6 protein-coding genes are annotated in these 6777 nt (G+C 33.2%); 5 read left to right on the top strand and 1 reads right to left on the bottom strand.

The window, feature by feature from the left end:
* Window positions 1-247 precede the first annotated feature (247 nt).
* Entirely contained in the window at window positions 248-385 is a 138-nt protein-coding gene (locus BCR25_RS20720; RefSeq protein ID WP_428839344.1) for a transposase, read from the bottom strand.
* Between the two features lie 450 nt (window positions 386-835).
* Between BCR25_RS20720 and BCR25_RS12245 the strand changes: the two genes are divergently transcribed.
* The 5 genes from BCR25_RS12245 to BCR25_RS12225 all read left to right on the top strand — a co-directional run bounded on the left by BCR25_RS12245 (window position 836) and on the right by BCR25_RS12225 (window position 6582).
* A complete protein-coding gene (locus BCR25_RS12245; RefSeq protein ID WP_069663903.1) occupies window positions 836-3541 on the top strand; it encodes a hypothetical protein in 2706 nt (901 codons plus the stop codon).
* Window positions 3542-3952: 411 nt separating this feature from the next.
* Complete coding sequence (locus BCR25_RS12240; protein WP_069663902.1) at window positions 3953-5266, top strand: DUF3440 domain-containing protein; 1314 nt, start codon at window positions 3953-3955, stop codon at window positions 5264-5266.
* Entirely contained in the window at window positions 5248-5775 is a 528-nt protein-coding gene (locus tag BCR25_RS12235; protein ID WP_069663901.1) for an IbrB-like domain-containing protein, read from the top strand. The genes BCR25_RS12240 and BCR25_RS12235 overlap by 19 nt, the downstream gene beginning before the upstream one ends.
* 50 nt (window positions 5776-5825) lie before the next feature.
* The gene (locus BCR25_RS12230; protein ID WP_069663900.1) at window positions 5826-6143 is read left to right on the top strand and encodes a hypothetical protein; all 318 of its coding nucleotides are present in this window, start codon (window positions 5826-5828) and stop codon (window positions 6141-6143) included.
* A 133-nt stretch (window positions 6144-6276) separates the two neighbouring features.
* Window positions 6277-6582 carry a hypothetical protein gene (locus tag BCR25_RS12225; protein ID WP_069663899.1) on the top strand — a complete coding sequence of 102 codons (306 nt, stop codon included), beginning with the start codon at window positions 6277-6279 and terminating at the stop codon, window positions 6580-6582.
* Window positions 6583-6777: the final 195 nt, after the last annotated feature.

Below are 6777 nucleotides of genomic sequence, written 5' to 3'. Positions count from 1 at the left end.
GTGATGAGCAAGTGAGCTTAGTTGTACCAGGGAACCAAAACTGGCAAAATACGGGAACACAATCAGAGTATCAAGCGGAGTTAACCTATACGTTCTCGGCGATACCATAAAGAGAGACAGATAAGTAAGGCTGATTAACTAAGTTCTTTGAGAGAGCGGAGTTTGGTTGATCAGCTTTGCTTTTGGGTTCTTTGTCAATTAATGTTGGTGAAGAAAGTCCAAAGAATTAAATCATTTATTGTGAGTCTTAGAGGTCTTTTCTTCTAGGACTTTTTATTGGTTGAAAAAGAACAGTGCCAAACCATAAAGTAATTCTCAATTTAAAATTATAGAAGTTACGGAAGCCATAGGCATTTCTTTTTAGTACTTCTATATGATTATTCAAGCATTCTAACGGTCCGTTGGAACAAGGTAAATCCAATGCATTTTTAATGGCAGTTTGAACTTTTTAAGGGTACTAATTGTCGTTTTATAATAAGCTGGAAGCATAGAATAATCTTGTTCTAATAGCACGTGAAACCTTGTGTAGTCTTTTGTCTGTATGGCGTAGAGGAAATCCTGATAACAAGTATAGCCAGCTTTTAATTCTTTATCATATTCAAGTAACCGATTTCTGATAAATAGGTACGGAAAGAAGGACACCATTGGCATTTTTCAAAATTGAGCGTTGATTGATTCTTTTGGAGAAATTTCCAGTATCTCTTCAATAGTGACTATATGTGATTCGTAGTTTTTTTATAGTACGTTTTTAATTTACATTATTATTTTAGCGTAATATGTATACATCCAAGACTAAATATGGGAAATCAAAAATAGAATAGGAAGATTTAACTATATGAAAAAATGGGGATATCTTTTATGTGGAAGTCTATTATTAGGCTTGATAAGTTATTTTAGTATATCAGGAACGAAAATAGAGGCAACAAAGAATTCAGAAGAAAGTAGTTTGATTGAGACTAGCACACAAGAAACAAGTGAAGTTAGTACAACAGAGGAGAGCAAAGAAAAAACAGAGGCTAGCGTGCAAGAAGTAGAAGCTCCAAACCGTCCAAGTCGAGAAAGCCGAAGCGTTGTTGATACATCAGGTTGGACTCCATTTGGAAGTTCTACGGCAGAGACAAATAAATTATATACCAATGTATTGGGAAATGGCGATACGTTGGCTTATAAATTTGGAGAGATGGGTCGAACGACGGATGCGAATTTGTCTAATACACCTGTTTATCTGAAGATGCCAGAAAGAGATGTGTCTTTGGCTATTGCTCCAAAGGGAACGAAAAATTTGACAATGCTAGGAGGCTATTGGGGAGGAAAGACACCACTTATCAATTTAATGGAAGGAAATAACAAAATATCGCTATCTAATGATGGTGCATATTACAGACAAGGGAAGGTCGCAACAGAATTTTTACAGGTGAATTCGACTAATGAAGTTGAATTCACCAAACAGATAAATGTACTTGGAACAACAATACAAACGGATTATATAATCACAAATAAGACAGCTGCAGATAAAACGTATTGGTTACGAGGCGTTACAGGTATTAGAGAAGAAAGTGGGTATGATAATGGTCGATGGTTTTCATTAGGTCCAAATGTTGGGTTTAGAACTAATTTGGGTACTGGACGAAATGGGTATAAAAATATAGCTGTACAACGTTTTTATTTTCCTGAGACTGGGAAGTTTACAGATTGGGGGCAGGGAACAAAGGGATATGAAGATTCTGAGTTTCAGAATCTCTATAGTGATGTAACGAAGACTGTGTCAAGTAACGGAGTATTGGGAGTAGATATGCCAGTCAATGTAGCATTTATTGATGATAATTCGTATAATTCAAGCAGTAAGAATATATCGGCGGTATATCGTACGAATAATTTTACTATTCCACCTGGGGAAACGTGTACTGTTAGTAGACAGGTTCAATTAACAGGAATCGGTTGGACGCCGATGGATTTTACATTTAATCAAGAGAACCAAGTGTTATATGCAACTCAAGGCGATATGTTAAAGTTGGATGGTAGTTATAAATCAACGTATGATAAGTATATGTCTATATCTTTAAATAGTGCATCTTTAAACCAGATAGAAAGCTTTAACGTGACTGCTGATAAAACTACAAGAACTTGGGTTACTGACATAGACACAAGTTCTCTAGCGGCTGGAACGTATGATGTTGAGTTAAATGCAATAGGAGATTTTACAGGTAATGTTGGTAATTATAAAACTAAATTGGTGATTCGAGTAAATACTCCCCCTGTGGTAATAGGTAAATCGATGTATGTAAAAAAGGATGACGTTCAAGCAATTAATGGCTCTACAGTAGACTATAAGACGTTTCTAGAGGATTACACCGACGATGCAACAGATTTAGCAGACAGTGTTGTAGAATTAGTATCAGGACAAGATATTCCAACATTAGTTTCAACAATAGGGAAAAAGACAGTAATATTGAAAGTCACAGATGGAGAGGGTGCATCAGTAGATGTAACAGTTCCAATTAATGTATTATCAGATAAAGCAGTTATCTCTACAGAAAGAAATGCAGCAATCGATTATGTGGAAGATTCTATTGAATTAACCCCAACAGAATGGAATGATCTTGTAAATAATCCGACTCAAAAAGTTTATGAGTTCTTAGAAGCAGAATTACATGCCGTAATAAATAATGATTTTAAAACGTCAATTGATACAATACCTACATCTGGATTAGAGTTTACAAGAGTCATAGCAACAGGTAGTACACAAGAAGGTTCTGAATTTGATTGTGATATTCAATTTGATAGTACAACAGGTTTAGTAGAATTTGATAATCCAAATTCTATAGGTATTAGAATTAAAGTAAAGATTAAAGATGTAACACCACCGACTGCAACAGATAAAACAACTACTATCAAACTGGGAGATATAAATTTCTTTGCAGATTCAGATAATGTTAGAGATTTAGTTGATAATTTAGCTGATAATGTTTCTAGTGTACCTAATATAGACGTGGAAATAAAGCCAGGGCAAAATACGAATACGATAGCTACTACGTTAGGTAGGCAACCAGTAATATTGATTCTAACAGATGAAGCAGGTAATAGTAGTGAAGTAACTATGTATGTTGATGTAGTAGACGGCGTGTTAAGTATTACTTCAGCTCCAACAGTTATTGACTTTGGTAAGTTGGCCTTGGGAATTTTTGATCTTCGAGTGGAGAAAGCTGACTATAATATGCCGTTTATAATTAATGATGATCGATATATATCAAATGATTGGAGAATAACTGCTGAGTTAGTATCTCCATTAACAAATGGGACTGAAACATTGAATAATGCAATTAGATATCGCAAAGGTTCAGATATCAATAGTGAAGTTGTGTTGACCGATGCAGCGGAAGAAATTTTTTCAAATACTAATGCTAGCAGCGGTGATTACAATCTTAGTGAATATTGGAATACAAATAAGACAGGGCTTAAATTAGAAATTAAAGCGGGGGCTGTTCGGAAATTAGGTGAATATCAGACTACTATTTTATGGAAAGTTGGAGAAACTCCATAAAAATAGTAGTCTGTGGACTTAGACGGGTTGTGAATTTACTAAATGTATTGAATCTAATTTGAATTTTTATAATTAAATATCAAGGATTATCTATGTAAAAAAATTCTTTCAGCTCATTTCGGTAATTGATTGCTCGACCAGCCATTCCAAGATAATCGAAAATTTCAAAATCTATTGAAATTTTCGATTATCTCATTATTTTTAAAGCCCATGATAAGCAGCCTCATTCCATCTATTTCTGTTGAGAAAACAAGTGAAGAGTATTTTCCTTCTGAATTTGGATGATATGGTTCAACGATCCTTTTGAATAAATTGAAAGGCTGCGCTCTGATATGTACTTTTTTATCAAAGGTGTTGTATACGATTTCAAATGAAGAAGATAATTAGCTAATTAAAAAGAGGTGAATGAGAATGGGAAAGTCATTTCTAGGATTAACGGTCTATGATGCATTTATGAATAGGATGGAATATATATTTCAAAAATTTGATCATATTGTTATAGCTTTTTCTGGAGGAAAGGACTCAGGACTGTTACTAGAATTAGTTAACCTGTACTATCAGAAACACAAAACAGATTGTAAAGTATCAGTCTATCATATTGATTACGAAGGTAATTATCAAAAAACAATCGAATATGTTAATAGATGTATGGAGAAGTATCCTTATTTTACATATTATCATCTATGTATGCCCATATCTGCTTCTAGTGGGGTGTCAATGTATCAATCTACATGGTTAACATGGGATCCTGCTAATAAAAATATTTGGTTTAGAGAATTGCCCGATAATTCAATTAATTTAGATAATCATCCATTTGATTTTTTTGAAATTGGGATGGCTGATTATGACTTTCAGATGAAATTTGGGAAATGGTTGCACAAGAAAAATAATGCCAAAAGGACAGCGGTTCTTGTGGGTATAAGAGCTCAAGAAAGTTTACATAGATATCATGCTGTAACAAGAAATGATGCTGTGACAATGTTTGGTAAGATTAGTTATAGTAGAAGAATTGCAATGAATATTTTTAATTTTTATCCGTTATATGATTGGACAACAGAAGATGTTTGGCGTGCAAATGGGAAATTTAATTTTGATTATAACCATTTATATGATTTGTATTATGCTGCAGGTGTTCCTTTAGGTGACATGAGAGTCGCTAACCCTTTTCATGACTGTGGAGTGAATGCATTAAGGTTGTATCAAGTTATCGAACCGGTTACATGGACGAAATTGGTTGGACGAGTAAATGGTGCCAATTTTGCAGCTATTTATGGGGGAACAACAGCTGTTGGGTATAAAAATATCCATTTGCCTGACGGACATACATGGAAAACATATGCGAATTTTTTATTAAAATCTTTACCTGAAATTACCCGTGAAATATATTTAAAAAAATTCAGATCATCAATTGCGTATTGGACTGAAACAGGGGGAACACTACCTGTTCATATCATTCATGAATTAAAGGTAAAAGGAATAGAGTTTGAAAATTTAGGTAAGCCCCATTCAAAGCGGAAATATAAAAATGAGTATGAAATTATAAGATTTAGTAAGTACCCAGATGAAATAGATATTAAGGAATTTCGATCAGTACCTTCATATAAGAGAATGTGTATTACTATATTGAAAAATGATACTTCTTGTAAGTATATGGGCTTTGCTCAAACTAAAGATGAACTACAGAAACAGAAAGGAGCCATGGAACAATGGGAGAACAGTATATAAGCCCAGTCTATAATGTTGTTTCAGTTCCTATAGAGAAGATTCAAGCGAATGCATACAATCCAAATAGTGTTGCTCCACCAGAAATGAAACTTTTAAAACTTTCAATCTTAGAAGATGGATATACTATGCCTATAGTATGTTACTATTTAGAGAATTTAGATAAATATGAGATTGTTGATGGGTTTCATAGATATTCTGTGATGAAGAACTGTGAGGAAATTGCTATCAGAGAAAACTATCATTTACCGGTTGCTGTAATAGATAAACCTTTGTCAGGAAGAATAGCAAGTACTGTTAGACATAACAGAGCACGTGGAACACATTCTATTGATTTAATGGTAGATATCGTAAGACAATTAGTTGAAGCAGGCTTGAGCGATAAGTGGATTATAGAACATATTGGAATGGATAAGGATGAATTGCTACGATTAAAACAAATTAGTGGATTGGCTTCGCTATTCTTAGGCGGAAATTTTTCAGAAGCTTGGGAAAGTGATGATTTGATTTAATAGAAATTTAAAACATTTATAGATATAGTAATTAATAGGAGATAAGAGCAATGTCCCCAGCAAAAGCAGCAGAGAGAATGTTAGATTTAGCATGTAAAAATCCTAATTGGAAAAATGATCCTACAGGAGAGATAGCAACAGAAATAAGAATTTTACGACGAACCGCAAGAATGGGGAAAAATTTACCATTAGAAAATATATCATTGGATAATTTTACTTTTAAAGATTATCAGATACTTAGATTACAGGGGTATACAATTTCTAGAATTGAACGTGCCTTTGTTAATGGAAATGATAATAACAAATACTTAATTAAAGAGTTTCGGTATTGGCGTAAGAACCATAAATTTGTATCTACCAAATTATAATATAATTGGATAATCTCTATAATGGAATATTGTTGTAAAATGTAATGCATTGGTAAGAAAAATATCAAAACTAATTTCATTATGTGATGCTAAGAAACTACTTATAATGGCTTAGTGAAAGAAAGGGATATTGATGAAGGAATTAAATGTTTATCAGGACGTTAAAAAGCAACAAAAAGTGGCGCGCACAGAATTACTTTGTATATTGAATACTGTTCCGGATTGGCAATCTAATTCAGAAGTTATTGTTAAGATTCAGCAGCTAGGTGAAATATTAACAGGATCATCTTTTCTAGATCAGGATTATAAAAAAGTAGAGATTAATAAAGAATTATATGTTAAATACTTTAGATATGGGTTGTCACAAACTGAGATTGCGAAGAAATTTTCTGTGACCAATGTTGAACTTTGTATGTGGAGGGAGTTAAATAATTTATAGTAGAAATTTATTTATCTAGGGTAACATTAAGTTTGTTATCTTAGGTAAATAAACCATCTAGTTAACATAAGATAGATTATACAAAGTAACAAAAAGGGGCTGAATTTCAGTATCAAATGCGACAAATAAAGTCCTTTAAAATAACATTCCTTAGTCTAGTTAATGAAAAAATGCCGTATATTTTATCCGTTATAA

It is taken from the genome of Enterococcus termitis (genome assembly GCF_001730305.1).
In the GTDB taxonomy this organism is placed as follows: domain Bacteria; phylum Bacillota; class Bacilli; order Lactobacillales; family Enterococcaceae; genus Enterococcus_L; species Enterococcus_L termitis.
Note: the sequence above shows the minus strand (reverse complement) of the source record. Positions and strands in the feature narration are given on the sequence as shown.

Coding starts and splice junctions, on each gene's coding strand:
- BCR25_RS12225 (WP_069663899.1), top strand. CDS start 6,277: ATGAAGGAATTAAATGTTTATCAGGACGTTAAAAAGCAACAAAAAGTG.
- BCR25_RS12240 (WP_069663902.1), top strand. CDS start 3,953: ATGGGAAAGTCATTTCTAGGATTAACGGTCTATGATGCATTTATGAAT.
- BCR25_RS12235 (WP_069663901.1), top strand. CDS start 5,248: ATGGGAGAACAGTATATAAGCCCAGTCTATAATGTTGTTTCAGTTCCT.
- BCR25_RS12230 (WP_069663900.1), top strand. CDS start 5,826: ATGTCCCCAGCAAAAGCAGCAGAGAGAATGTTAGATTTAGCATGTAAA.
- BCR25_RS12245 (WP_069663903.1), top strand. CDS start 836: ATGAAAAAATGGGGATATCTTTTATGTGGAAGTCTATTATTAGGCTTG.